Raw genomic sequence first — 24,670 nt, forward strand, 5'->3', positions numbered from 1 at the left:
GTTGCGCCACATGCGGCAGCAGGCCTGATTCCCTGCGCCCATCGTGGCTTTTAGGGCCTGTTCACATTCAATCTGTGAGTGCGAGAGGTCGCCAAGCGTTGTCTGCCTAGGCGCGGCGACGCGCCGTGGTGGTGCCACGGCAAGGAGCTGCAACAACGGCAGGCGACGCTTGGCGGCCTCTCCCTGGGGGCAACGCATCTCACAGATTGAATGTGAACAGGCCCTAGTACCTCGATTACCGGGAAGCCCTGAGGGGGGGGCTTACTTTTGGGCGTACTTCCGCAAGGAGGTGCGCCCTTTTTTTGTTTGTGATGCAATACGGGCTCGATCCGACAGATCCAACAAGGGAGGCCTTTCCATGCGCGCACCGCGGTTTTCATCGTTCCACCTTGCGCTTCTTTCTCTGCTGTCCAGTTTGCTGCTGTCCGCCGCAGCGGCCCGTGCGCAAGTCCCGGTGCAGGTTCCGGCCGCCGTCCCGGTGCCGGCCGGTACCGCGGCCCCCCTCGCCGGTGGCCAGCGACATCACCCGCAGTTGCGTGGCGGGCAGCGGCTGCGTGCTGACCTGCCTGAACATGGCGGCCGAAACGGTCATGACCGAGACCGCCACGCGCGCGGTCCGCATCATCTCGCTGGCCAACGGCAACAGCGAATTCCGCATGGACAACGGCAATGCCGGCATAAACGTGATCCTGGTCTCGCACGACAACCTGATGTGCAAGCTCAGCGGTGGCGTTTGACGGCGCGTTGCATGCATGGCGCGACTTATCCGCTTTTCTTCTATGCACAGGAGGAATGATTCGTTCGCAGCATGAGGAGGGCTCGCTACCCTGTGAGCCAGGAAATATCGACCTCAACCATGAATGATGGAGTCCCCATGCCGCAGTACGAAGACAAACGCCAACGCGCCCTCGCCACCGTGGAATTGAACAGCAAGCGCCGCCGCCTCATCGGTGCCGGGCTGGCCCTGGGTGCGGCCGGTGCGGCTGCGGCATTCAGTCCGCGCCTGGCGCACGCGGCCACGCGCCAGTTGCGTGTGGGTTATCAGAAAGGGGCGCTGAGCATCATTCGCGCCCACGGCACGCTGGAGCAACGGCTGGCATCGCTGGGGGCGACCGTGAAGTGGGTGGAATTCAGTGCCGGCCCGGTGCAGCTGGAAGCGCTGGGGGCGGGCTCGATCGATTTCGGCGACGTCGGCGAAGCGCCGCCCATCTTTTCGCAGGCGGCCGGAACGCCGCTGGTCTACGTGGGGGCGACGGTGCCGCGTCCTTATGTGGAAGCGATCCTGGTCAAGGATGACAGCCTGCAGAAACCGGCGCAGCTCAAGGGCAAGCGCATCGCCCTGAACAAGGGTTCCAACGTGCATTACTTCCTGGTCAAGCTGCTGGAAAAGCATGGCCTGCAATACGGCGACGTGACCCCGGTCTGGCTGGCACCGGCCGATGCGCGCGCTGCGTTTGAACGCGGCTCGGTCGATGCCTGGGCGATCTGGGAGCCCTATCTGGCGGCCGCCCAGCAGACCCTGAAGGCGCGCATCCTGGCCGACGCCGACGGGGTGGTCAAGAATCGTGCCTATTATTTTTCGACCCGTGATTATGCGCGGGACAATGCCGACCTCATCCGCATCGCGCTGGAAGAGCTGGCCAAGGTAGATGAGTTCGCCAAGACGCGCCCCGATGACTACGCCAGCGAACTGGCCGGCATCCTGGGGCTACCCAAGGGCGTTTTGGACGTGGTGGTGCGCCGCTACAACTACGGTACGCTGCCGATCACGCACGCCATTCTCGACGAGCAGCAGCAGATCGCCGATACCTTCCTCGATCTCAAGCTGATCCCGAAGAAGATCAACCTGCGCGAGACGGCACCGCCCTGGCTGGCGTAAACCATCCGCGCACGGTTCGTCACACCATGAACAAGGCCGCCGCAGGAAAACCCTGCGGCGGCCTTGTCGTTCTCGCGTAGCGGTTGATCAGGCCTTGAACTGCAACGCGTTGGTCAGGTCGCCCATGGGCTGCTGGCCGCGCGCGATCATGGCGTCGTCACGTTCCTTGAGGCCATTGAGCTTTTCCAGGCCGAAGGTGCGGGTGATGAGGCGCAGGATGGAGGCAGTGTCATACACGGTGTGATCCACTGTCCCCTTCCGTGCGAAGGGCGAGATCACCAGCGCCGGCACGCGCGTGCCCGGACCCCAGCGGTCGCCCTTGGGCGGGGCCACGTGATCCCACCAGCCGCCGTTTTCATCGAAGGTGATGACCACCACCATGTTCTTCCACTGCGGGCTGGCCTGCAGGCTCTTGACGATGTGGGCGATGTGGCGGTCACCGGAGGCGATGTCGGCGTAACCGGCGTGCAGGTTGAGGTTGCCCTGCGGCTTGTAGAAGGTCACCGGCGGCAGGCGGCCCGCCTCGACATCGGCCAGGAAGCGGTTGGTGCGCGACTCGTCGCCCAGGCCGCCATCCCGCAGGCGCTTGTTGCGCTCGGCGGGATTTTCCGGCCCCAGGTTCTTGAAGTAGTTGAAGGGCTGGTGGTGATACTGGAAATTGGGGATCTTGGGGATGCCCTTGGAATCCTTGAACTCATCCAGCGTGGCCTGCCATGCACCCGCATACCAGGCCCAGTCGATGCCCTTCTTGTTGAGCTTGTCGCCGATGTGTTCATGCGTCTGCGGCACCAGCACGCTGGGCTGGTTGGGTTCGGCGTAGGCCGGATTGTTGCGGTCGCGGCTCCAGGTCGGCCAGTACGGCGGGGCCATGGTGTTGACGGCGTAGCCGTCCGGCGTCAGTGCGCTGGGGCCGAACTTCGGCGGACCTTGCAGGGCGCTGGCCGGGCTGCCTTCGGCCGGCACCAGTTCCGGCGAGAGCGGATCATTGTTTTTGGTCTTGGCCACTTGCGTGCGTGAGACCGAGCTCATCACGTTCGGATAGTAGGGCGCAGTGGCGCAGATCAGGTACTGGTGGTTCAGGAAGGAGCCGCCGAAGGCCCCCTGGAAGAAGTTGTCGCACAGCACGAATTCGCGCGCCACGTCCCACAGGCGCAGGTTGTAGCGGGTGTCCGCATAGTGGCCCATGGTCAGGCCACCGGAATCGGCCCAGGCCACGAAGCCATCGTTCTTGCCGCCGTTGATCTGCATCTGGTTCTGGTAGAACACGTGCCACAGGTCGCGCGTGACCAGGCTCAGCGGCAGCGCTTCGCCCTGCGGGCCCTTGAGCGCATAGGGTGCGTTGGGCAAGTTGGTCTGGTACTGCTTGCCGCCGGCATAGTTGACGCCTTCCACGCTCTGGTCCTGGATCAGCACGCCGTTCCAGGCGGGGGGCAATTCCTTGAGCAGGCTGCCGTCGCGGTCACGCTGCTGGTAGTCCGAGGGCTTGAGCGAAGAGAGCGGTTTTTCCAGGCCGGGGAAATCGGCGAAGAGATTGTTGAAGCTGCGGTTCTCGGCGTAGATCACCACAATGGTCTTGACGTTCTCGCGCAGGGCGCGGTCCAGCGCGGCGGACTCGGCCGGGTTGCCGCTGGGGTAGGGCACTGGTCCCTGGCCTTCGGTGGCGCAGGCGGCCAGCGTCGTGCCGGCACTGAGGGCCGCCATGCTGCCCAGGAAGCGGCGGCGGCCGGGTTGTTGCGGGATCGGGGGCGTTTCGCTGGACGCAGGCTGGCTGCCGGCGATGTCGTCGTCGTGCTTGCTCATGGATGAATTTCCTGTCGGATATTGTTGTGGGGTTTGGCGCGTTGCGGGGGCAGCATAGCGCGACCGTATGACAAGGATGTGTCTTTTCCATCATGCTGGCAATCAAGAAAGTGACGAAACCGGCACCAAGAGACAGTGAAAGTTTGAGTAAAAGAAACGCTAGGATGGTGCTCATGCGTGGCGAAGGCCATAAAATGCGTCGACCGCACCGGTTGGGGCCACGCATCTCGCGGCCCGGCGACCGGGTCAGGTGAGTCCGGCAGACCAGGGGATAGTCGATTCGGCGCTCATGTCAAGGCGGTCTTGTTTGACGAGGGAATCATGGTGCTCAAAACTTTCCAATACCTGCTCATCGGTGCGGGCTTCAGTGCGTGCATGGTGTTCATGCTGGCGCTCGCCATCACGGAGCCGCTGACCTAGTGGCCTGGCGGCAGGGCCGGACGCGCAGTCCGGCCGCCCATCATCAGTACGTTCTATTTGCCTTGCAGCACCGGTTTTCCTGACCGGTTGACGGCGATGAACAAGGCCATCAATCCGACGAACGCGCCGAACAGCAGGGTGGCGTTCAGGATCACGCGCGGATAGCCGAGCGCGTTGACGTCGATGAAGGGGTAGGGATAGAAGCCCGACAGTGCCCCGCGCCACAGCGTCACCATCAGATACCCCAACGGGTAGACCAGCCACAGCAGTGCCTTCTTCAGCGAGGCCTGGAATACCGGCACGAAAAAAATCCAGTACACGATCGCCAGCAGCGGCACCACCGTATGCAGGCTCTCATTGACCAGCGCGCGAAAGCCCGTGGGCGTCCACAAATGGCGCAGCAGCAGGTTGTAGGCGATGCCGACGAAGGCCAGGTACGTGACCACGGCCGAGATCACGGTGGGCTGCCGGAAGAAGCGGCTCATGGGCGATCTCAGCGAGAGCGCCAGCGAGGTAAAGCACAGCGCACTCATGAGGATGGTGAGGTTGGTCAGGTACATGGTCAGCCGGTCCAGGCCATCCAGGATGCCGCCGCCGCGTGCCAGCAGGCGGTTGATGGTGATGTCGGTCTGTGCCACGAAGGCGAACCAGCTGATCACGGCGATCAGGCCGGCGACCGTGCGGGCGGCGGCCGAGTGGCGGCGCGCCGGGAAGAGATGTGCGCCAAAGGAATCCAGCGATTCCGGCGAGGGGATCCTGTCGTTGCTCATGGTGTGGTCTGCGGGAGGAGAGAGGACTGCTGCCGCCGGACGGGTGGAGCTCCGGCGGCAACCGGCAATGGCTCCATCATAAATCGGGCGGGCATGGTTGTGCTTGCCGCATGACATTCATTTTCAACGCTTACATCAAGACACATCGCCGATGCCCTTTGCGAGGGGCCTGTTGCATTCATGGTTGCGAGAACGCATTGCGGATGCGGCAGGCTCCTTCTTCGGGATGAAGCTGGCTCATCCATGCGGTGAATTGTGCTCATCAATGCGCTCAGTGGGGGAAGAATGTGGCCTTGAAAGGTGGGGAAATTGACCGGTTGAATTTCTAAGTTTTTTCTCTGTTGCAGCCGGTCGATGTGGTCGCCACAAAATGGGAGAGGTTCTCTACAAGCCATATCCGGAGCGAACTTTGCGGAAGAGGGTGTCGCCTTGTGGCGACGCATGCTCTCTAACAAATGTTACATTTTTTTTAGTTACAAGGCGCTTCAAAATATAAATAATTTGCCCTGTATTCGCTGTGTATTCACTGCAGAAAAACGGTGCTTCCGGCGATGCATTCACTGTTACAAATTTGCGGTGAACTTTGCAAAAGGCATCCTGCCGAATCGCACAGGTTTCCTCCCGGACAACGCCTGGATGCTTCGCGTTCGGGCAGTCCATTCCCCTCTCATGGACCTCGGGAGGAGCCGCTTCCGTCGACCTTGTCGACGTTCCGACGCGCCGCTCGTGTTGCCGGTCTTTCCGATGATCGTGCAGGGCGGCCTGGCACCGCGCAGGCGGTGCGCGTCATGACGCTGTCGTGCGCACCTTGGCGCAGGCTTATTTTTCGCGCGTAGATTTTTACGCATCAGGCACTACCATTTCAGGAGATCACATGCTTCGCTCGGAATCCCTCTTCGGCAAACGCGAAACCAGTTCGACCAATTCCCCGTTCAGCAGTGCGGGCAACGTCTCTTCTACTACAGGCGGCAATGTGACCAGCGTGAACAAACCTACCCAATATCCTTCTTCCGTCTCCAACACTGCGCCTGCGGCGACCGAGGAGAGCGGCAGCAAGCTGACCGTCGGCCCCAACATCAAGGTCAAGGGCGAGATCGAGGACTGCGACACGCTCGTCGTCGAAGGCAAGGTGCAAGCCACGATCAACTGCCGTGTGGTGCAGATTGCCGAGCGTGGTGCCTTCAAGGGTTCGGCGGAGATCGATCTGGCCGAGATCCGTGGCGAGTTCGATGGTGATCTCACCGTGCGCCAGAAGCTGGTGATCTATTCCAGCGGCAAGGTGACCGGCAAGATTCGTTACGGCAAGCTGGTGATCGAAGAGGGTGGCCAGCTGGCCGGTGATCTGCAGGTGGGCGGCGGTCACGAGCAGAAGGATCTGTTGCAGAAGACGGCATGAGCTCCCCTGCGGGTGGTGCCGAGGTCGCAGTCTCGCGCGCCATCCGGTGAGGAGGCCTCTTGAGGCCGGGCCAGTGGTGTGTCTTGCTGGTCTCGTTTCTTTTTGGAAATAATTTTCGGGGCGAGGCGCGATTTGTTGTCAAATCGTGCCGATCTGCCGTGATTTCTGTCGGAATGACCTCGCTTTGACGCGTCCGGCGTGCGTTTGCGCGTGCCGGATTTGTCCGCATGGCCCGGCCGTGCGACAATAGCGCCTTTCGTCCTTTTGCCCGTCAGCCGGACCGGTAGTGTCCCTGCGTGGGGCTGCCGACGGGACGCTGGCGCTTCTCGGTTTCATTCCTCAGTTCACTCATGGCTCACCCGGAATACATTCTTACCTTGTCCTGCCTGGACCAGCGCGGCATCGTGCATCGCGTCTCGGGCTTCCTGGCCGATCACGGCTGCAACATCATCGATTCGGCGCAGTTTGGCGATGCGCAGTCCAAGCTGTTCTTCATGCGCGTGCATTTTTCTTCGGAGGATGCCGGGGTGTCGGATGCGGCCTTGCGTGCGGATTTCGGCGTGCTGGGCGATTCGCTGCAGATGAACTGGCAGTTGCATGATGCGGACAAGAAGCCGCGTGTGATGCTGATGGTCTCCAAGATCGGTCACTGTCTCAACGATCTGCTGTTCCGCTACAAGAGCGGTTTGCTGCCGGTGGAGATTCCGGCGATTGTCTCCAACCATACTGATTTCTATCAGCTGGCTGCGAGCTACAACATTCCTTTCCATCATCTGCCGCTGGCTACTGGCTCTTCCATCGAGACCAAGCGCGCCCAGGAGCAGCGGATCATGGAAATCGTCGATGCCAACCAGATCGATCTGGTGGTGTTGGCGCGTTACATGCAGATCCTCTCGCCTGAGATGTGCGAGGCCTTGCGCGGACGGGCGATCAATATTCACCACTCCTTCCTGCCTAGTTTCAAGGGCGCCAAGCCTTATTATCAGGCGCATGATCGTGGCGTCAAGTTGATCGGGGCAACCGCGCACTTCGTTACCGGCGATCTGGATGAAGGTCCGATCATCGAGCAGGGCGTCGAACGCGTCGATCACTCCATGGGGCCGGATACCCTCACCGCTATCGGACGCGATATCGAATGCGTCGTCCTGGCGCGCGCTGTGAAATGGTTTACCGAGCATCGTATCTTGCTCAATGGACACAAGACCGTCATCTTCAACTGATCAGCTGGGCTTCTTCTTGGACGCCGTCCGGCCTTTGGTCGGGCGGCGTTTTTGTTTTTGGTTTTCGTTTTGTTGTCTTGGCTGGGTGCTTTTCTGGTTGTTCGGTTTGGGGTGGTCTGCACGGGATTTCTTCCTGCGCTCTAGCTTAATTCTTATCTTTCTCCGGTCGGAAGGACGCGCCGGGAGCGGCCCGGCAGCCGCTCACTTTTCTTGTCTCGCCAAGAAAAGTAAGCAAAAGAAGGCGACCCCAAAGAGCCAGCCTTCCTTCGGAGGGTCCCCGCCGCAGCAGAGCGAAAAGTGGGAAGGATAGAGTCGCTTCGCTCCGACTATCCTTCTGATCCACTTTTCGCTCCGCTGCGGCGGCTGGCTCTATGGGGACGGCACCCCCCACGGGCTCGCCTGCGGCCTCGCCACATCTCCGACTCGCCTTCGGCTTTGGGTTGGCTCGCCTGCGGCATCGACCTTTTGATCGTTCCCACTCCCGTTTTGGTTTTGGGCCTTTTTTCTTTTTAGTTTTTATAATTTAAATAGTTTCCGTCCGTTCGTCCTGAGTAGTCGCGCAGCGAGGTATCGAAGGCCAAAGAACGCCAAGGCAAAGCCGAAGGCGAGTCGGAGGGGGGGGCGAGGCCGAAGGCGAGCCGTTTCGGCCGTCCGCATCTGCGCCGCCGCTTCAGAGCCCAACAAAACGGATCAGAAAAATAGTCGGAGCGAAGCGACTCTATTTTTCCCGTTTTGTTGGGCTCTGAAGCGGGGACCCTCCGAAGGAGGGCGGCGGAGTTGCGGTCGCCTTCTTTTGCTTACTTTTCTTGGCGAGACAAGAAAAGTGAGCGGCTGCCGGGCCGCCCCCGGCGCGCTCTTCCGACCGGAGAGAGAAAATAATTAAGCTAGAGCGCAGGAAGAAATTCCGTGCAGACTGCCCCAAACCGAACAACCAGAAAAGCACCCAGCCAAGACCACACAAAAAGCATCAGCCTGCAGCCGGATACTGCTCCCGCATCACCCGCTTGTTGAGCTTCCCGACGCTGGTGCGAGCCAATTCAGGAACAAACCGCACCCGATCCGGCACGCCATAACGAGAGATGGTCCCAGCCTCGGCAGCAGCCATCACATGCTGCCGGATATCCTCTTCAGAAACCGCAGCCACATCCTTCTTCAGGACGACCAGCGCAACCGGCCGCTCCCCCCATTTACCGTCCTGCACCCCGATGACGGCCGTCTCAGCCACAGCCGGATGCCGCGCAATGATGTCCTCGATCTGCAGCGAAGAGACCCACTCGCCCCCGGTCTTGATGACATCCTTGATCCGATCCGTGACCTGCAGATAGCCTTCAGCATCGATATGCCCGATATCCTGAGTATGCAACCATCCCCCACGCCACAATTCTTCAGAGGCTTCCGCTTGATGCAGATACCCTTGCGTCAGCCAGGGCGCGCGCACCACCACTTCGCCGGTGCTCTTGCCATCCCGCGGACAATCATTCATATCGCCATCCACCGTACGCAAGGCCACCAGCGGCAGCGGCCGCCCGGTCTTCACGCGCAGGACGGCTTCACGCTCGCTGCCCAGCTCCTCGGTCGGCACCTGCGCCAGCGTCAATACCGGACACGTCTCCGACATCCCGTAACCGGTAAAGACATCTATCCCCCGATCCCGCGCCATGCGCGCCAGACTGCCCGTCATCGCCGAACCACCGATGATCATCTTCCACCCCGACAGATCCACCTCCCGCGCCTGCTCGGAGGTCAACACCATCTGCAAAATGGTCGGCACGCAATGCGAGAAGGTCACCTTCTCCTCACGGATCAGCTTGCAGATCGTGTCCGGCACATAGCGCCCCGGATACACCTGCTTGACCCCCGCCATCGTCGCCACATAAGGCAACCCCCAGGCATGCACATGGAACATCGGCGTCAACGGCATGTAGACATCATCCCGATGCAAACGCCCCTGCTGCGGCGCCAGCGCCAGCCCGGCCGTGGTGCCCAGCGTATGCAGGACCAGCTGTCGATGGCTGAAATACACGCCCTTGGGCAAGCCCGTGGTGCCGGTGGTGTAGAAGGTCGTCGCGCGCGCATTCTCGTCGAAGTCGGGGAAGTCATACCGCGCCGAGGCCTGCGCCAGCAAAGCTTCGTATTCCCCCGCGAAGCCCGGCCCCTGCGGGCAGGGACTGCCATCGTCGGTCAACAGCACGCAGCGCGTGAGGGTGTTCAACTCACCACGGATCTGCTTCAACACCGGCATGAAATCCGAATTCACCAGCAAGACATCAGCCTGCGCATGATTGAGCGTGTAGGCAATCTGCTCCGGCGACAACCGTACATTCACCGTCTGCAACACGCAGCCCATCATCGGCACCGCAAAGAAACACTCCAGATAACGATTGCTGTCCCAGTCCATTACCGCCACCGTATTGCCGGCCTGCACGCCCATTTCCTTGAGCACATTGGCCAGCCGCTGCACACGCTCGTAAAAACCGGCATAGGTCAGCCGGCGCGTACCGTAAATGATTTCCTGCTCGGGGGCGGTGGCCAGGGCGCTGTGCAGCAACTGCTTGATCAGCAGCGGATAGCCATAGGCCGACGGGGTTTGCTCGATCGCTTGGGGCATGCCGGAGTCTCCTCTGTTGTGCGGCAGCAGGGCCGCCTCTTATGGATGGGATGGATGAAACGAACTCCGATGATACCGCCAAGTCTCCAACCGCATCGTCGCCGGGACGACGAAATTGTGCAGCGTCCCGGCCCCCCGCGGGTGGTCAGCGCTTTTCTTCCAGCGAGGTCACGGTCAGCGCACCATCGACCCGGTCGGCGGTGAAGCTGATCTTCTCGCCTTCGCGTGCCCGCGCCAGGATCTCGGGACCAGCCTTGAACACCATCGTCATCCCGCCCATCTGCAGATTGGGAATCTCCGCATGGCGGATGGTGAGCTTGCCCGTGCTGGTGTCGACCTTGCGGATTTCGCCATCCACTTTGGGTGCATCACCCTGCGCGTGTGCCGCCAGCGCGGTAAAACAAAGGGCCGTGGTGAGGAGGAGGGAGCGCAACATGGTCTTTCCTTTCGTGAAGTCGTCAGCGACGCAAGGTCGCTGATCCAAAAACAATGATGTAAAAAGCTGATGACAGAGGTGCTCGATAAGTCATTTTGTCAATGATGCCCTTGATGCCCTCCCGGCTTGATGACCTCCAGCGTGGCTGGCGCAGCCGGGCCGGAAGGCGCGGCCCGCCTGGTCTCGGGCATCTCGCCCTGCCATTCCCGCGCCACCGTGCCGGCCGGAGCGCGATACCAGCCGGGGTCCCGATAATCATCCCGCGCCAGGTTGCGCCGGACCTTCACGGTGCTGAACATGCCACCCATCTCGATGGGACCATACGGTCCGCGTCCGGTCATCATCGGCAGGGTGTTGTCGGGCAGGGGCATCTCCATCTCGCCCATCGATCCCCCCTTGTCACCCATGGCCATGTAGTCGGGAATGAGACGGCTGATCTTGCTGACGACCTTGGACTGGTCCACCCCGATCATGGTCGGCAGGTCATGGCCCATGGCGTTCATGGTGTGATGCGCCTTGTGGCAATGCAGGGCCCAGTCGCCTTCTTCAGTGGCATCGAACTCGATGGCCCGCATCTGGCCCACCGCAATGTCGGTGGTGACCTCGGGCCAGCGTGCGGCCGGCGGCACCCAGCCGCCATCGGTGCCGGTCACGCTGAACTCGTGGCCGTGCAGGTGCAGCGGGTGATTGGTCATGGTGAGATTGCCCACGCGGATGCGCACGCGGTCGTTCTGCCGCACCACCAGCGGGTCGATGCCGGGGAAGGCCCGGCTGTTCCAGGTCCACAGGTTGAAGTCCAGCATGGTGCTGACCTTGGGCACCGAGGCGCCCGGCGCGATGTCGTAGGCATTCATCAGGAACACGAAATCCCGATCCACCCGCATGACGCCAGGATCCTTGGGATGCGTCACCCAGAACCCCATCATGCCCATGGCCATCTGTACCATCTCGTCGGCATGCGGGTGATACATGAAGGTGCCGGCGCGTTTGGCGGTGAACTCATACACATAGGTCTTGCCAGGCGGGATGGCCGCTTGCGTCAGGCCCGATACGCCATCCATGCCATTGGGCAGGCGCTGTCCGTGCCAATGCACCGAGGTCGCTTCGGGCAGCTTGTTGGTCACGAAGATGCGCACCTTGTCGCCTTCCACCACCTCGATGGTCGGGCCGGGGCTCTGGCCGTTGTAGCCCCACAGTCTGGCCTTCATGCCGGGCGCGATCTCGCGCTCCACGGCTTCAGCGATCAGGTGGAATTCCTTGATGCCGTGCTTCATGCGCCAGGGCAAGGTCCAGCCATTGAGCGTGACCACCGGCTGGTAAGGGCGGCCAGTGGCGGGTTGCAGCGGGGGCTGCGTGGCGGCGCTGGTTTGCAGCGGGGCTTCAGGCAGACCGGCGGCACCGGCGCGGCTGACGGCACCAGCCGTCACCGCCAGGGCCGCGCCTTGCAGGAAGTGGCGGCGCGCTTTGTCGTTCGGGTTCATGGTTGCTTTCCTGGTTGGGGACGGCCGCCCAGCGCCTGTTGCAGGCTGGCGTCGGCGATCCAGAAATCACGCTGGGCATCGATGGCGGCATTGACCGTGGCCGCCTGTTCGCGCGCATCGGCCAGCAAGGCGAAGACGCTGATGAGCATGCCGTTGTAGCGCAGCAGATTTTCTTCGGCGATGCGCTGGCGCAGCGGCACCAGTTCATCCTGGTAGCGCCGGGCCAGCGCATAGGCATCCTGCCGCTCACGCCAGGCCAGGCGTGCCTGGGCGCGTGCATCGAGAAGAGCCGCAGCCAGCTTGTGCGCACCCTGCAGGTAGATGGCCTCAGCCTTGGCCGTGCGCGCCTCGCCCCAGTCGAAGAGCGGAATCTCCAACGAGATCTCGTAGCCGTTTTCATTGGGCTTGCCGCTCTCGGTGGTGCGCACCGCGCCCAGGTCCAGCACGTTGATGAAGCGGGTGGCGCGGGTCAGTCCCAGCGAAGCTTGCAGGCCCTCCAGTTCGGTGCGGGCGGCCTGGACGTCGAGACGCTGCTGCAGGGCTTGCTGCTCGATGTCATCGACTGCCTCCAGCTGCCTGGGCAAGGGCGGCAATTGCGCTGGCAACGCGAAATCCGGTGCCAGCCCCAGCAGGCGGGCCAGCGTTTCCTTGTGCTGCGCCGCTTGCCGGCGCGCCTGCTGCAGGCTGGCCTGCGCCTGGCCATAGAAGAACTGCTCGCGCGCACCATCGAGCTGGCTGATATTGCCCAGCCGCGCCATCTGCGCCGCCAGTTCATGCGCCGCCTCGGCCGCATCGGCCACCTGCTCCTGATACTGCAAGCCCTGCTGCGCGGCCACCGCCTGGTAGTAGGCCTGGCGCGTCTGCGCTGCGAGCGCCAGTACGCGCGCGGCCAGCGACAGGCGCACCTGCTCGAAGCGCCGCTGTTCGATGCGCGCCGCCGCCGGCAGGGTGATGAGGCGCATCAGGCCCAGTGACAGGCTGCGCTCGATCTTGAGATCGTCGCCCGCATGGGTGCGCTTGAAGGAGAAACCGGGATTGGGCAGGCGGCCGGCTTGCACCATGTCGGCCTCGGCTACGCCCAGTCCGGCGAAATCGGCCTGCAGATCCGGATTGTGGAGCAGGGCGATCTGCACCGCATCGTCGGCACTGGCCAGTCGTGCTGCGCCGCTTGCAGGATCGTGCAGCAAGGCGCGTACGCGCTCGCTGCTGGCCTGGGTCTGTTGCGGGCTGCGGTTCCAGGCCGGGGTGTGGCCCAGGCGCTGCTGGCTGGTCTGCTCGACCTGGCCGAAACCGCCATCCGGCGACAGCTGCGCACAGCCGGCCAGCAAGGCACAGGCGGCCACGGCAGCGGCCCGCCAGGGACGTGAAACTTGGGGAATCATGGAATCCTCGTCTGATGATGATCGTCACGCCACGCGCGCACTGACGTCAGCGCGCACGAGGCTCAGGCGCACGCGAAGGTGCGCAGGGCGTGATCAGGCGAGGGCAGGGGGACGGTCGGGGTTTTCCGGCAGATAGCCGACGAAGCCGGAAGCCGGCAGCGCAATGAATTCGCGCGAGGGAAGATCAGGCGCAGGCGGTGCGCTCAAGGCCACCGGCAACAGGCCACCGACGGTGCAGGCGGCGCAGAAGCTGCAGGAGGAATGCGTGTGATGTGGCTGATGTTGTGTGTCGCTGGCATCAGCAGAGGTGATCTGTGTTGCCGCACCATGATCGGCATGATGGCCTTGGTGGGCCTGCTGGTCATGATGCTGATGCTGCTCATGCTGCATCTGAGGCGCTTGCACTGCGGGCGCATGATGCTGTACCGCCTGCTGCTGCGACGGCGCGCAGGCCTGCAGCACGGCGGCGAAGCCCTGGACGGGAATCGCCAGCGCCAGCAGCCAGAGCAGGAGGAGTTTTGCGCGCAGCATCATGGGCGGCAGTATAGACCGGGGCCGTCCCTGCGATCAACCTGTACGGCCGGCCTCAGGCCGCGGCCTTGCGTTGGCGCAAGCCGCGCACCAGGCGCAGGCCGTTGAAGACCACGATCAGGCTGGCCCCCATGTCGGCAAACACCGCCATCCACAGTGAGCTCATGCCCACCAGCGCCAGCGCCAGGAACACCGCCTTGATGCCCAGCGCAATGCTGATGTTCTGCACCAGGACCGTATGGGCCTTGCGGCTCAGGCGAATGAAGTCGGGGATCTTGCGCAGGTCGTCATCCATCAGGGCCACGTCGGCCGTCTCCAGCGCGGTGTCGGTGCCGGCCGCGCCCATGGCGAAGCCGATGTCGGCCCGCGCCAGTGCCGGGGCATCGTTGATGCCGTCGCCGACCATGCCCACACCGCGCACGCCATGGCGCGCACTGAGTGCTTCGATGGCCTTGAGCTTGTCTTCCGGCAACTGGTCCCCGCGCGCATCGGCAATGCCGGTCTGGCTGGCAATGGCCTGTGCGGTATGGCTGTTGTCGCCGGTCAGCATGATGACTTCCACGCCCAGCGCGCGTAGCTCGGCCACCGCTTCCTTGCTGCTTGGACGCACGGTGTCGGCCACCGCCACCAGCAACTGCGGCTGTCCCTCGCGGCACAGCACGGTGGTGGTCTTGCCCTGCTTCTCGAAGGCTTGCAGGCGCGCCTCCAGTTCCGGGCTGCACTGGCCCAGCTCGTGCACCAGGCGGTGGTTGCCCAAGTGAAGCAGTTGTCCGCCGATGCGCCCCTGCACGCCGCGTCCGGCCAGGGCGGCAAAGTCGCTCACCTCCAGGGTGACGATGTCTTCCTGAAGCGCAATGGCGCGCGAGACCGGGTGGTCCGAGCGCGATGCCAGCGAGACCGCCAGTTGCAGCAGCGCCTGTTGATCCGCCCCGGCCTGCAGCGAGACCACATCGGTCACGGCGGGCTTGCCGAAGGTAATCGTGCCGGTCTTGTCCAGCGCCAGCGCGCGCAATTGGCGGCCTTGCTCCAGATAGACGCCGCCCTTGACCAGGATGCCATGCCGCGCCGCTGAGGCCAGTCCGCTGACGATGGTCACCGGCGTGGAGATCACCAGCGCGCAAGGGCAGGCGATCACCAGCAGAACCAGCGCCTTGTACAGCCACGGCTGGAAGGGCGCACCCATCAGCAGCGGCGGCAGCACGGCCACCAGTACCGCCATCAGCACCACCGCCGGGATGTAGTAGCGCGCGAAGTTGTCCACGAAGCGCTGGGTCGGGGCGCGCTGGCCCTGCGCCTGCTGCACGCTCTTGACGATGCGCGCCAGGGTCGAGTCGCCTTGCACCGCCGTCACGCGCATCTCGAAAGCGCCCTGTTCATTGATGGTGCCGGCAAAGACCGGGTCACCGGGCTGCTTCTGTACCGGTATGCTTTCCCCGGTGATGGGGGCCTGGTTGATGCTGGTGCTGCCTGACAGTACCAGGCCATCCAGCGGTACACGTTCCCCGGGGGCGACCCGTACAGTTTCATCCACTGTCACGGTACGGGCCGGTACAGTTGACCAGACACCGTCCGCGCCACGCCGGGTCGCCATGTCGGGCGTCATGGCCATCAGTCCGGCGATGGCGTTGCGGGCGCGGTCCAGCGACAGGGCTTCGATCATCTCGGCCAGGGTGAACAGCACGATCACCACTGCCGCTTCCGGCCACTGGCCGATGACCGCAGCGCCGATCACGGCCAGCGACATCAGGAAGTTCATGTTCAGCGAGAAGTTGCGCAGCGCGATCCAGCCCTTCTTGAGCGTGCCCAGGCCGCCCAGCAGGATGGCGGCAAGCGCCAGCGCAATCACCGGCAGGGAGCGCTCATCACCGCTGGTCCAGGCCAGCACCTCGGCCCCCAGCGCGGCTACGCCCGCCAGCCCCAGCAGCGCCCAGCGGCGCGCCGGGATGCGGTAGGCAGCGGCCTGGTCGGGGGCATCGCGGCCGGCCTCGGCATCCAGTGAATCGGACTTCACGGCCGGCAGCATGTCCAGCGCCTTCAAGGTCTCCACCAGCGGCGCGATGGAGGGCAGTTGGTGCTGCACCGTCAGCTCGCGCTGGATCAGGTTGAATTCCAGCGTGCCCACGCCGGACATCTGCGAGAGCCGTTCGCGGATCAGCTTTTCTTCGGTCGGGCAATCCATCTTCTGGATGAAGAAGACGGCTTCCTCGGTCTTGCCCTCCAGATGCGCTGCGGGGATCGGGGCAGGGGCCGCTTCATTGCTGGCGCAGGCATGGCCGGAGCAGCAGCCCTGTGCTTGTTGTGCGTGAGCATGACCATGCTCGTGCTCATGTGCGTGACCATGCGAATGGTCGTGATCGTGCTTGTGGGAATGTCCAGCCATTTGGGGCTCCTTGTGCAGCCAACAGGTTTCAGAGGTATATTAAAAACCCTGAAGTAACTACAAGGTCAAGCGAGGATCCCATGGATACATTGAAGATCGGCGAACTGGCCGCCCAGGCAGATTGCCCGGTAGAAACCATTCGTTATTACGAGAAGGAAGAGTTGCTGACCGAGCCGACACGGTCACAGTCGAATTACCGGCTCTATGGCGCGCGCCACGTGGAGCGGCTGCAATTCATCCGCCATTGCCGTTCGCTGGACATGACGCTCGATGAAGTGCGCGAACTGCTGCGCCTGCGCGACGCGCCCGAGCAGAATTGCGGCGAAGTCAACGCGCTGCTGGACAAGCACATCGGCCACGTGGCCCAGCGCATCCTGCAGTTGCAGGCCCTGCAGGAGCAATTGCACCAGCTGCGCGCCCAGTGCGAGGTGGAACAGCCGGCGCGCGACTGCGGCATCCTGCAAGGATTGGCCAGCCTGCCCGACGACATGAAGCCGGCCAATCTCGGCAGCCATGGGGGCGGCTGCCACTGAAGTCCACGTTCAGGCCGGGCGCGCCAGCCAGGCCAGCACTTCCTCGACGACTTCTTCCGGCTTTTCGCGCTGGGGAAAATGCCCGGCCCCCGGGATGAGCACGCGGCGGTAGGCGGCCCCGAAGTAGGGCTCGCGGTCTTCCGAGGTCGACGGATGATTGGCGCCATCCTCGGTGCCATGCAGCACCAGCGTGGGAACCATGATGCGCGGTGTGTCCTGCAATCGGGCTTCGAGCGCCGCATAGGCGGGATCGCCCTCGGCAAAGCCCCAGCGATGCCGGTAGGAATGCACGCAGATCTCGGCCCAGTCGGGATTGTCGAAGGAGGCGGCGGTATTGGCGAATTCGCTCTCGGCAAATTTCCAGGAAGGTGACCAGGTATTCCACATGAAGCGCGCGAAACCACGGCGGTCCTCGCGCAACTCGGCTTCGCCGCGCGGGGTGGCGAAGAACCAGTGGTACCAGTAATTGCGCGATTGCTGCAGCGACAGCCGCTGCCCCGGCGTATTGGTGCCCCAGCCCACCGAGAGGGCGATGCAATGGGCGATGCGTTCGGGGGTCTGCGAAGCGGCGATGTAAGCGGCCCGTGCACCCCAGTCGTGGCCGATGACGGAGTAGCGCTCCAGGCCCAGGGCATCGGCAAAGGCCATCAGGTCGCTGCCCAGCGCGGCCAGCTGGCCGCTGCGGGGTGTCGATTCAGAAAGGAAGCGGGTCGGGCCGTAGCCGCGCAGGTAGGGCCGGATCACGCGGTAGCCGGCCGCCCGCAGCGGACGCAGGAAGGCGTCCCAGGTGCGCACGTCGTCCGGCCAGCCATGCAGCAGGATCACGGCGGGGGCCTCTGGTGGGCCGCTGGTTTCAAAGCCGATGCGCAGTGTGTCGGTCTCGATGAAAGTCAGGTGATTGCTCTGTGGCATGTCGGACGGCCCCCCCGTGATTTGCTGTTGTTGGTACTAGCTGGATAACGTAATTTTTAGTGATATATGAAGGGTAATTATCATCGCAAGTCGGGATGCGTGCTGCGAGCCATGCATTTTTCATGCAGGTGAAGGATTTCACCGTTTTTCCAGGATCGCTTCCATCATCCACGCCGTCTGCGCAGCGCTGTCGCCACAGGATGGATGAGGCGCACCTCCGCTCAAGTGCCGTTGCAGGTTGGCCACGTGGTGTTGCTGGATGTGTTCCGGATTGGGGATGGCCAGCTCGATGCGTTCGGCCGGCGTAGTCAGCACCAGCGGCCGTTCCTCGAAGATGGAAAATTCCAGCTTGCCCGCACTGCCCGTAATCTCCACCCGGTCCGCCCGTTCAAAGCTGCCGAAGTGCCAGCTGCCGCTGCCGGTCACGCCACTCTGATAGCGCCAGCTGGCCGCCACTGCATCCCTGGCGCTGTAGATCCCTTGCTGGTTGGCGCTGGCCCCGGTCACCTGCGCCACGTCGCCGAAGAAGTGCGAGAACAGGTTCAATCCATGGCTGGCAAGATCATCGAAGTAGCCCCCCGGTGCGATGCGGGCATCGGTGCGCCAGCGGTAGCGCCCCCGCAGGTCATCCGGATGCGGGGTGCGCGCCAGTTGCCAGTGCACGTGGCGCGGCGTGCCGATGCGGCCCTCCTGCAGCCATTGGCGCAACTGCTCGAAACGCGGCAGCGAGCGCCGGTAATAGGCCACGAACAGCGGTTGTTGCGCCGCCTCGAAGGCATCGAGCATCTGCAGGCATTCGGCATGGCTGGGGGCCATCGGCTTTTCGACGCAGCAGGGTTTGCCGGCGGCGGCGACCTTCAAGGCATAGTGCAGGTGCGTATCGGGCGGGGTGGCGATGTAGACGGCATCGATGCCGGGATCGCCGATGAGCGCGTCGGCATCGTCGAACCAGCGCGGCACGCCGTGGCGCTGCGCGTAGTCGGCGGCCAGGGCGGCGTCGCGGCGCATGACGGCGGCCAGTTCGAAACCGGGCGTGCTGCGATAGGCCGGACCGCTTTTCTTTTCGGTGACGGCACCGCAGCCGATGATGCCCCAGCGCAGCACGCTCATGCCTGCGACTCCGCGTGGGCGCAGCAGTCCGGCTGCGCACCGAGGGCATCGAGAATGGGGCAGTCGGGGCGATGGTCGCCATGGCAGTCCTGCACCAGGCGTTCCAGCGTGCCCTTCATGGTCTGCAGTTCGCGGATGCGCTGCTCCAGTTCGCCAATGTGGGTCTGGGCCAGCTGCTTGACCTTGCGGCTGGAGCGCGACTGGTCCAGCCACAGCCCGATCAGGTCGCTCACCTGGGCCATGGAAAACCCCAGTTGCCGGGCCTGGCGGATGAAGCGCAGCAGGTGCACGTCGCGCTCGGCATAGACGCGGTAGCCGGCATCGGTGCGGCCGACCTTGGGGATCAGGCCCGTTTCTTCATAATGGCGAATCATCTTGGCCGAGACACCCGAGGCAGTAGCGGCTTCTCCGATATTCATGTTCACTTCTCCATTTTTGCGGGGCCATGCGGACGCCAGCGGCGCAGCAGCAGGGCATTGCTGACCACGCTCACGCTGGAAAACGCCATCGCTGCCCCGGCCAGCATCGGGTTGAGCAGGCCCAGCGCGGCCAGCGGAATCCCGACCAGGTTGTAGATGAACGCCCAGAACAGGTTCTGGCGAATCTTGCCGTAGGTGCGGCGCGAGATGTCGATGGCGTCTGCCGCCAGGCCGGGTTCGCCATGCATCAGTGTGATGCCGGCAGCCTGCATGGCCACGTCGGTGCCGGTGGACATGGCGATGCCCACATCGGCGGCAGCCAGCGCCGGGGCATCGTTGACGCCATCGCCGACCATGGCCACGACATGCGCGCCGTTGTCGCGCAGGGCAGCGACCGCTTCGGCCTTGTCGCCGGGCAGCACTTCGGCGCGCACATCCTGGATGCCCAGTGTGGCGGCCACCTGTTGTGCGGCCCCCCGGTTGTCGCCACTGAGCATGGCGGTGCGGATACCCAGCGCATGCAGGGTGGCGATGGCTTGCTGCGCGCCGGGCTTGATCTCGTCGCCGAAGGCCAGCAGGCCCAGGATGCGCACATGGCCCGCTTCACGTTCGGCCAGCCACGACAGGGTACGGCCCTGCGCCTGCAACTGGTCCGCACGCGCTTGCAGGGCCGGAGCGCTGGCTTGCAATTGCTGCATCCAGCGGCTGCTGCCCAGACAGAGTGCGCGGCCATCGACATGGCCTTCGATGCCCAGTCCGGCCACGCTGCGGACCTGGTCGGCTTGCGGGATCGAGATGTCGGTGTGTGCCGCAGCTGCCTCCAGCACGGCCCGCGCCAGCGGGTGTTCGCTGCGGGCTTGCAGGGCGGCGGCCAGGGCCAGCAAGGCATTGTCCTGTTCCTCTCCGGTGGCGTCAGCGGCGTGCAGTTCAGTCAGACGCGGACGGCCCACGGTGAGCGTGCCGGTCTTGTCGAAAGCGATCACGTCGACCCGATGCGCGATCTCCAGCGCCTGCGCATCCTTGATGAGGATGCCGTGGCGTGCTGCCACGCCGGTGCCGGCCATGATGGCCGTGGGCGTGGCCAGGCCCAGTGCGCAAGGGCAGGCGATCACCATCACCGCCACCGCATTGAGCAGGGCCTGTTGCCAGTCGCCTGCCGCCAGGCCCCAGCCGAGGAAGGTGAGGGCCGACAGCAGCAGCACCGCAGGCACGAAGACCGCGCTCACCTTGTCCACCAGGCGCTGGATCGGGGCCTTGGCCGCCTGCGCCTGTTCCACCATGCGCACGATGCGCGCCAGCATGGTTTCGGCACCGATGGCGGTGGCTTCGAAGACCAGCACCCCTTCCGCATTGATGGCACCGGCGGCCAGACGGTCGCCGGCTTGCCTGGCTTGCGGGCGGCTCTCGCCGGTCAGCAGGGCTTCATCCAGATGGCTGCGGCCCTCCTTGACGATGCCATCGACCGGGACCCGCTCGCCGGGACGTAGCACCACCAGGTCACCCACGCGCACCTGGGCCAGCGGGACCTCGATGTCTTGTCCGTCGCGGCGCACGCGGGCACGGTCGGGGCGCAGCGCATTGAGGGCGGCGATGGCGTCGGCCGTCTGGCGCTTGGCGCGGCCTTCCAGCCATTTGCCCAGTAGCACCAGGGTGATGACCACGGCCGAGCTTTCAAAATAGAGATGCGGCATGGCCATGGCGTGCTCGCCCATGTCCGGCATGCTCAGCCATTGCCAGACCGATAGCCCGTAAGCTGCACTGGTGCCCAGCGCCACCAGCAGATCCATGTTGCCCGAACGCGCGCGCAGCGCGCCCCATCCGGCGTGATAGAAACGCCAGCCCAGCCAGAACTGCACGGGCGTGGCCAGCAGCCATTGCCACAGCGGGGGCAGGCTCCAGCTGATGCCCAGCGGGGCCAGCAGCATGGGCAGCAAGAGCGGCAGCGACAGCGCGGCCGAGACGGCCACGGGCCACCAGCTTGGCAGCTGTTTCTTGGCGCTGGCCGGCGCGGCGGTTTCTTCAGGGATGTGCTGGTGCGCCTGATAGCCGGCCTTCTCGATGGCGGCAATCAGGGCAGCCGGGGCCACGGGTGCGGCCGTGGCGATGCTGGCGCGTTCGGTGGCGAGGTTGACGCTGACTTCGGTTACACCGGGGATTTTCTTGAGCGCCTTCTCCACGCGCATCACGCAGGAGGCACAGCTCATGCCTTCGATATCGAGGCTGATCTCGGCGGCGGCAGGGGAGGAAGAGGGCATGGCAACGACTCCGGAAGGATGGATCAAGGCCTGCATCATCATCCTTCCCATGATGGCAAGGTCAAGCCCGATTGTCGCATGGATGCACAATGCTGCGCTTGACCTTGCCGTGGTGGGAAGGTTTAAGCTTCCGTCATTGACTTCATTTCATGAAAGGAAACGCCATGAGCACCACCTTCACCGTCAACGACATGACCTGCAACCACTGTGCAGGCGTCATCACCAAGGCTGTCAAGGACGTGGACGCCAATGCCAAGGTCGATATTGCAGTGGCCGACAAGCGCGTGGTCATCGACAGCAGCCTGCCGGCGCAGCAGTTTGCCGAGGCCATCGAGGAAGCGGGCTATACCCCGGTCGCAGCCTGAGCAGCTACTTGCTGAGCAATCGCATCGCGCCTTCCAGCCCATCCATGGTCAGCGGGAACATCCGGTTGTTCATGAGCTGGCGGATCAGTGCGATCGATTGCCGGTATTGCCACAGGCCTTCCGGCTCGGGATTGAGCCAGACGAAATGCGGAAAGGTACTGGTGAAGCGCTGCAGCCACTCTGCACCCGCCTCCGCATTGTTGTATTCCACCGAACCGCCCGGCTGCACGATTTCGTAAGGACTCATGGTGGCATCGCCCACGAAGATGAGCTTGGTGTCCGGCGTGTACTTGCGCAGCACATCCCAGGTCGGGAAACGCTCGGCGTGGCGGCGGCGGTTGTTCTTCCACAGGTAGTCATACACGCAGTTGTGGAAGTAGAAGAATTCCATGTTCTTGAACTCGGTCCGTGCGGCCGAGAACAATTCTTCGGTGCGGGCGATATGGTCATCCATCGATCCGCCCACATCGAACAGCATCAGCACCTTGATCTTGTTCTTGCGCTCGGGCTGCATGCGGATGTCGAGGTAGCCGGCATTGCTGGCGGTGGCGCGGATGGTGTCGTCCAGCGCCAGCTCTTCGTCCAGTCCTTCACGCGCGAAGCGGCGCAGACGGCGCAGCGCCACCTTGATGTTGCGCGTGCCCAGTTCGCGTTCGCCGTCGTAGTCCTTGTATTCGCGTTCTTCCCACACCTTCACCGCGCTGCGTTGGCCGCCCTTGCCGCCGATGCGGATGCCCTCGGGGTTGAAGCCGCCGTGGCCGAAGGTAGAAACCCCGCCGGTACCGATCCACTTGCTGCCGCCTTCGTGGCGTTCCTTCTGTTCTTCCAGCAGTTGCTTGAGGCGATCCATCAGCTTGTCGTAACCGAACTTCTCGATGGCGGCCTTCTGCTCGGGCGTGAGGTCGCGCTGCAATTGCTTGACCAGCCATTCCAGCGGAATCTCCGGCCGCTTCTCGAAGATCGTTTCTATGCCCTTGAAGTAGGCTCCGAAGGCACGGTCGAACTTGTCGAAGTGCGCCTCGTCCTTCACCAGCGTGAGGCGCGAGAGAAAGTAGAACTCATCCAGCGAAGGGGAAATGACCTGCTTGTCCATCGCCTCCAGGAGGGTCAGGAATTCCTTGATCGAGGCCGGTACGCCAGCCTGTTTCACGGTGTAGAAGAAATCGATGAGCATGAATGCAATCCCGCAGCCGCCTCAGCGGCCCAGCTTGAACTGGAGATGGCGGCGCACCGTTGGCCATTCCGATTCGATGATGGAAAACACCACCGTATCGCGATAGGAGCCATCCGGCATGCGCTGGTGATTGCGCAGGATGCCGTCCTGCTTGGCCCCCAGCCGCGCAATGGCGGCACGCGACTGCTGGTTCATCCAGTGGGTGCGGAACTCTACGGCGATGCAGTGCATGTCCTCGAAGGCGTGGGTGAGCAGCATCAGCTTGCACTCGGTATTGATGCCGGTGCGCTGGGCACTGGCGGCATACCAGGTGGAGCCTATCTCCACGCGCCGGTTGGCCACGTCGGCATTCATGTAGGTCGTCATGCCGCACAGCGCGCCGGTGTCATTGCGGCGGATCACGAAGGGCAGCATGCTACCCTGCTGCTGCAGGTGCAGGCGGCGTTCGATCTCGGCACGCATGTTTTCCGGCTTGGGGATGGCGGTGTACCAGAGCTTCCACAGCTTGCCATCCGACACGGCGGCAATGAGCGCATCGTGGTGCTCGGGATGCAGCGGCTCGATCGTGGCGAACTGGCCCTTCAAGGTGATCGGCGAGAGGAATTGCATGGCGGCTCCGGTGGATGGCGGCAGGTTCAGCGGTTGTTGCGCGACATGAAGACCAGGCGCTCGAACAGGTGCACATCCTGCTCGTTCTTGAGCAGCGCGCCATGCAGGGGCGGGACCACGGCCTTGTTGTCCTGGCTGTGCAGGGCTTCTGGCGGGATGTCCTCGGCCATGAGCAGCTTGAGCCAGTCGATCAGTTCCGAGGTCGAGGGCTTCTTCTTGATGCCCGGTACCTCGCGCACCTGGTAGAAAGCGTCCAGCGCGCGCGCCAGCAGGTCGCGCTTGATGTGCGGGAAGTGCACGTCAACGATCTGCTGCATGGTCTCCTTGTCGGGGAACTTGATGTAGTGGAAGAAGCAGCGGCGCAGGAAGGCGTCCGGCAATTCCTTCTCGTTGTTGGAGGTGATGACCACCAGCGGCCGGTGTCTGGCGCGCACCAGTTCGCGCGTCTCATAGACGTAGAACTCCATGCGGTCGATTTCGCGCAGCAGGTCGTTGGGGAATTCGATGTCGGCCTTGTCGATCTCGTCGATCAGCAGCACCACCGGCTCCTCGGCCGTGAAGGCCTGCCACAGCACACCCTTGACGATGTAGTTGTGGATGTCCTTGACGCGCTCGTCGCCCAGCTGTGAATCGCGCAGGCGCGAGACCGCATCGTATTCGTACAGGCCCTGCTGGGCCTTGGTGGTGGACTTGATGTGCCACTGCAGCAGCGGGCGGCCCAGGGCGGCGGCCACTTCCTCGGCCAGCATGGTCTTGCCGGTGCCGGGCTCGCCCTTGATCAGCAGCGGACGCTGCAAGGTGAGGGCGGCATTGACCGCCAGCTTGAGGTCGTCGGTGGCAACGTAGTTGTCGCTGCCGGTGAATTTGCCTGGATGGGATGAAGCGGCGGAATGATCTGGCATGGATGCTGTCCTTGTCAGGTTGCTGTGGTTGGATTGCCGGGAAGATGCGGCATTGCAGCAGCCGCGCCGGACATTTCTTCGAGTATAA

Annotated in this window: 22 protein-coding genes; 6 read left to right on the forward strand and 16 right to left on the reverse strand. The window is 63.5% G+C overall.

What is annotated here, in order from left to right; all coding sequences use genetic code 11:
• Positions 1-509 precede the first annotated feature (509 nt).
• Both ACWFUC_RS13060 and ACWFUC_RS13065 read left to right on the forward strand, forming a co-directional pair.
• Positions 510-737: a hypothetical protein gene (locus ACWFUC_RS13060; RefSeq protein ID WP_489625115.1), complete on the forward strand. Its 228-nt coding sequence runs from the start codon at positions 510-512 to the stop codon at positions 735-737.
• Between the two features lie 137 nt (positions 738-874).
• On the forward strand, positions 875-1,879 hold the full coding sequence (locus ACWFUC_RS13065; protein WP_121038761.1) for a sulfonate ABC transporter substrate-binding protein: 1,005 nt from the start codon (positions 875-877) through the stop codon (positions 1,877-1,879).
• 87 nt (positions 1,880-1,966) lie between these two features.
• Here ACWFUC_RS13065 and ACWFUC_RS13070 read toward each other — a convergent pair whose 3' ends face one another.
• From ACWFUC_RS13070 to ACWFUC_RS13080, 3 genes are all read right to left on the reverse strand, one after another.
• Complete coding sequence (locus tag ACWFUC_RS13070) at positions 1,967-3,679, reverse strand: acid phosphatase (protein WP_489625116.1); 1,713 nt, start codon at positions 3,677-3,679, stop codon at positions 1,967-1,969.
• 473 nt (positions 3,680-4,152) lie between these two features.
• A complete protein-coding gene (locus tag ACWFUC_RS13075) occupies positions 4,153-4,869 on the reverse strand; it encodes a Pr6Pr family membrane protein (RefSeq protein ID WP_121038768.1) in 717 nt (238 codons plus the stop codon).
• 384 nt (positions 4,870-5,253) lie between these two features.
• Positions 5,254-5,529 (reverse strand): hypothetical protein, encoded by a 276-nt coding sequence (locus ACWFUC_RS13080; protein ID WP_489625117.1) that lies wholly within the window; start codon positions 5,527-5,529, stop codon positions 5,254-5,256.
• Positions 5,530-5,743: 214 nt separating this feature from the next.
• Between ACWFUC_RS13080 and ACWFUC_RS13085 the strand changes: the two genes are divergently transcribed.
• Both ACWFUC_RS13085 and purU read left to right on the forward strand, forming a co-directional pair.
• The gene (locus ACWFUC_RS13085) at positions 5,744-6,265 is read left to right on the forward strand and encodes a bactofilin family protein (RefSeq protein ID WP_039787631.1); all 522 of its coding nucleotides are present in this window, start codon (positions 5,744-5,746) and stop codon (positions 6,263-6,265) included.
• Between the two features lie 350 nt (positions 6,266-6,615).
• Positions 6,616-7,485: a formyltetrahydrofolate deformylase gene (purU, locus tag ACWFUC_RS13090; RefSeq protein ID WP_489625118.1), complete on the forward strand. Its 870-nt coding sequence runs from the start codon at positions 6,616-6,618 to the stop codon at positions 7,483-7,485.
• 967 nt (positions 7,486-8,452) lie between these two features.
• On the opposite strand, the gene ACWFUC_RS13095 is transcribed toward purU, so the two are convergent.
• From ACWFUC_RS13095 to ACWFUC_RS13120, 6 genes are all read right to left on the reverse strand, one after another.
• On the reverse strand, positions 8,453-10,093 hold the full coding sequence (locus ACWFUC_RS13095) for a fatty acid--CoA ligase (RefSeq protein ID WP_489625119.1): 1,641 nt from the start codon (positions 10,091-10,093) through the stop codon (positions 8,453-8,455).
• Positions 10,094-10,238: 145 nt separating this feature from the next.
• Entirely contained in the window at positions 10,239-10,529 is a 291-nt protein-coding gene (locus ACWFUC_RS13100) for a copper-binding protein (RefSeq protein ID WP_489625120.1), read from the reverse strand.
• A gap of 98 nt (positions 10,530-10,627) precedes the next feature.
• A complete protein-coding gene (locus ACWFUC_RS13105; protein WP_489625121.1) occupies positions 10,628-12,010 on the reverse strand; it encodes a multicopper oxidase family protein in 1,383 nt (460 codons plus the stop codon).
• On the reverse strand, positions 12,007-13,392 hold the full coding sequence (locus tag ACWFUC_RS13110; protein WP_489625122.1) for a TolC family protein: 1,386 nt from the start codon (positions 13,390-13,392) through the stop codon (positions 12,007-12,009). The genes ACWFUC_RS13105 and ACWFUC_RS13110 overlap by 4 nt, the downstream gene beginning before the upstream one ends.
• A 93-nt stretch (positions 13,393-13,485) precedes the next feature.
• Positions 13,486-13,926: a hypothetical protein gene (locus ACWFUC_RS13115; protein WP_489625123.1), complete on the reverse strand. Its 441-nt coding sequence runs from the start codon at positions 13,924-13,926 to the stop codon at positions 13,486-13,488.
• A gap of 52 nt (positions 13,927-13,978) precedes the next feature.
• Positions 13,979-16,303 (reverse strand): heavy metal translocating P-type ATPase, encoded by a 2,325-nt coding sequence (locus tag ACWFUC_RS13120; RefSeq protein ID WP_489625124.1) that lies wholly within the window; start codon positions 16,301-16,303, stop codon positions 13,979-13,981.
• An 80-nt stretch (positions 16,304-16,383) separates the two neighbouring features.
• Here ACWFUC_RS13120 and cadR point away from each other — a divergent pair, with 80 nt between their 5' ends.
• The gene (cadR, locus tag ACWFUC_RS13125) at positions 16,384-16,836 is read left to right on the forward strand and encodes a Cd(II)/Pb(II)-responsive transcriptional regulator (protein WP_489625125.1); all 453 of its coding nucleotides are present in this window, start codon (positions 16,384-16,386) and stop codon (positions 16,834-16,836) included.
• Positions 16,837-16,845: 9 nt separating this feature from the next.
• Here cadR and ACWFUC_RS13130 read toward each other — a convergent pair whose 3' ends face one another.
• From ACWFUC_RS13130 to ACWFUC_RS13145, 4 genes are all read right to left on the reverse strand, one after another.
• A complete protein-coding gene (locus ACWFUC_RS13130; protein ID WP_489625126.1) occupies positions 16,846-17,748 on the reverse strand; it encodes an alpha/beta fold hydrolase in 903 nt (300 codons plus the stop codon).
• 138 nt (positions 17,749-17,886) lie between these two features.
• Positions 17,887-18,858 (reverse strand): Gfo/Idh/MocA family protein, encoded by a 972-nt coding sequence (locus tag ACWFUC_RS13135; RefSeq protein WP_489625127.1) that lies wholly within the window; start codon positions 18,856-18,858, stop codon positions 17,887-17,889.
• Positions 18,855-19,277 (reverse strand): Cu(I)-responsive transcriptional regulator, encoded by a 423-nt coding sequence (gene cueR / locus ACWFUC_RS13140; protein WP_134221910.1) that lies wholly within the window; start codon positions 19,275-19,277, stop codon positions 18,855-18,857. Before cueR ends, ACWFUC_RS13135 begins: the two co-directional genes overlap by 4 nt.
• A 2-nt stretch (positions 19,278-19,279) precedes the next feature.
• Entirely contained in the window at positions 19,280-21,532 is a 2,253-nt protein-coding gene (locus tag ACWFUC_RS13145; RefSeq protein ID WP_489625128.1) for a heavy metal translocating P-type ATPase, read from the reverse strand.
• 164 nt (positions 21,533-21,696) lie between these two features.
• Here ACWFUC_RS13145 and ACWFUC_RS13150 point away from each other — a divergent pair, with 164 nt between their 5' ends.
• The gene (locus ACWFUC_RS13150; protein WP_039787609.1) at positions 21,697-21,897 is read left to right on the forward strand and encodes a heavy-metal-associated domain-containing protein; all 201 of its coding nucleotides are present in this window, start codon (positions 21,697-21,699) and stop codon (positions 21,895-21,897) included.
• A gap of 4 nt (positions 21,898-21,901) precedes the next feature.
• Here the strand turns inward: ACWFUC_RS13150 and ACWFUC_RS13155 are convergent, their stop codons facing one another.
• Genes ACWFUC_RS13155 through ACWFUC_RS13165 form a run of 3 tightly spaced genes read right to left on the reverse strand, consistent with a single transcriptional unit; the run spans position 21,902 to position 24,582 of the window.
• A complete protein-coding gene (locus tag ACWFUC_RS13155; protein WP_489625129.1) occupies positions 21,902-23,071 on the reverse strand; it encodes a vWA domain-containing protein in 1,170 nt (389 codons plus the stop codon).
• A gap of 21 nt (positions 23,072-23,092) precedes the next feature.
• Positions 23,093-23,680 carry a GNAT family N-acetyltransferase gene (locus ACWFUC_RS13160; RefSeq protein WP_039787606.1) on the reverse strand — a complete coding sequence of 196 codons (588 nt, stop codon included), beginning with the start codon at positions 23,678-23,680 and terminating at the stop codon, positions 23,093-23,095.
• Between the two features lie 26 nt (positions 23,681-23,706).
• Entirely contained in the window at positions 23,707-24,582 is an 876-nt protein-coding gene (locus ACWFUC_RS13165; protein ID WP_034335413.1) for an AAA family ATPase, read from the reverse strand.
• Positions 24,583-24,670 lie beyond the last annotated feature (88 nt).

The sequence above is a fragment of the Herbaspirillum sp. Her4 genome (assembly GCF_057961335.1).